Origin of the sequence: Lentilactobacillus sp. (assembly GCF_040773105.1) — a bacterium.
GTDB classification, from domain to species: domain Bacteria; phylum Bacillota; class Bacilli; order Lactobacillales; family Lactobacillaceae; genus Lentilactobacillus; species Lentilactobacillus parabuchneri.
Window position 1 is genome coordinate 1 of the sequence record NZ_JAXGWW010000308.1, and the last position, 1,951, is coordinate 1,951.

General features: G+C 45.1%; 3 protein-coding genes. 2 read left to right on the top strand and 1 reads right to left on the bottom strand.

Going from position 1 to position 1,951, the window contains the following annotated elements:
• Together AB3112_RS11080 and AB3112_RS11085 are read left to right on the top strand one after the other, a co-directional pair.
• On the top strand, positions 1-747 hold a 747-nt coding region (locus AB3112_RS11080), incomplete at its 5' end, for a MurT ligase domain-containing protein (RefSeq protein WP_367334524.1).
• Complete coding sequence (locus tag AB3112_RS11085; protein WP_057909344.1) at positions 747-1,451, top strand: type 1 glutamine amidotransferase; 705 nt, start codon at positions 747-749, stop codon at positions 1,449-1,451. The genes AB3112_RS11080 and AB3112_RS11085, both read left to right, overlap by 1 nt.
• A 92-nt stretch (positions 1,452-1,543) precedes the next feature.
• On the opposite strand, the gene AB3112_RS11090 is transcribed toward AB3112_RS11085, so the two are convergent.
• Positions 1,544-1,951, bottom strand: a 408-nt coding sequence (locus tag AB3112_RS11090) for a serine hydrolase (RefSeq protein ID WP_367334525.1), incomplete at its 5' end; no start/stop codon positions are given.

Sequence of the window (1,951 nt, forward strand, 5' to 3'; positions counted from 1 at the left end):
ACGGACGGTGTCTTATGTCCCCAATGTCAACATGTGCTGCACTACCACTTCATCAGCTACTCAAATCTCGGCAAATACTTCTGCCCCAACTGTGGCTTTGAACGGCCTGAGTTAAACTTCGCTTTGAATAAGATCACTGAGTTGACACCCAAGTCGTCGAGTTTTGAAATTGACGGTGAACCAATTAAAATTGAAATTGGTGGTGTGTACAACATTTATAATGCACTCGCTGCTTATTCGGTTGGCCGATTCATGGGGGTCTCTCCTGCCCAGACCAAGAAGGCATTCGAAACCGGAAAACAAATTTTCGGTCGTCAAGAAGAAATCAACGTCAACGGGAAGTCGGTAACGCTGATTTTGGTTAAGAACCCCGTTGGCCTCAATCAGGTCATCGATATGATTTCAACTGACAAAGATCCGTTCACGTTTATTGGCCTGCTAAACGCCAACTATGCTGACGGCATTGACACCAGTTGGATTTGGGATGGTGAATTTGAGCGGCTGCCAAAGATGAATATCAAACAGTTTATTACCGGCGGTGAACGATACAAAGACATCACCTACCGGCTTCAAGTTGCGGGAGTCGACCCGCAGAAACACCTGGTTGAACCAGATTTGGATAAAGTTGTTGAAATGATTCCAAATGCCCCTACCAAAAAGGTTTATATCCTCGCAACCTACACGGCTATGCTACACTTAAGAAAAGTATTTGCGGCAAAGGGCTTTATCAAAGGAGGAATGGGATAATGGCATACTCACTTAATGTCTGCCACCTTTATGGCGATTTAATGAACACTTATGGTGACCTGGGAAACATCCTGGTTTTAAAGTATTTGGCCGGTAAAATGGGTGTTAACCTGACCTCTGAAGTCATCAGCTTGGGACAGGAGTTTGACCCCGACAAGTATGACATTGTGGTTTTTGGCGGCGGCCAAGATTTTGAACAATCAATTATCTCAAAAGATATTCAAACCAAAAAGCAGGCCCTGACTGGTTTTATTGAAGACGGCGGGTCAGTGGTCGCAATCTGTGGCGGCTATCAACTGCTTGGCCACTACTACATTGGTGCCAACGGCGAAAAGCTGATGGGAATCGGTGCTTTGGATCATTACACCGACAAGCAAAAGGACCATCGTTTCATTGGCGACGTTGAAATTGAAAATGAAGAAACTGGCGAAAAATACCATGGCTTCGAAAATCATCAGGGAATTACCTTCTTAGGCAAAGGCGAACGCCCCCTTGGTAAGGTTTTGAAGGGCCACGGTAATAACGGCCAGGATCACACGGAAGGTGCAATCTACAAGAACGTATACTGCACGTATTTCCACGGTCCAATTTTGGCGCGGAATAACGATATTGCCAAACACGTGTTGATGAATGCACTGAAGCGCAAGTATCCGGACGCCGATTTAACTTCTCAAGAAGCACTGAAAGTTGGCGCCACTTTTTAGAAAGCTTGGATTTTGAAAATTTTAAACAGTCAAAAAGGAGTTGCCTTCGAACGATACGGTTCGTTGGCAACTCCCTTTTTTGTATTTAGTAATTATTGGTTGGCTTCTGTGATAAACGTTCGAATCAACTCGCTTCGAGACGGTAAAAACATCTTGTTGCCAGCATCTGGATGAACCCGATTGGATAAGAAGATTAACCCCGTGTGGGCAACGCGGTCAATTACAATCAACGTCCCCGTATATCCAGTGTGGAGAATGTATGGATGACCAGCGTAACTTCTTAGAATCCAGCCAAACGAGCGATTATTCATATGACCGGGCGTCTGATCGACAAACAGTTGGTCCAACCATTCGTCTGGAAGAAAATCCGGATATTTGACATCCCCTAAAAGCCAACGGGAAAAATGCATCAAGTCCGATAATGAGTCAAATAATCCCGCGGAGCCACAGTCAGCGCCTAAAATCCGTGCCTTTGGATCATGGACAGTCCCGCGAATTAA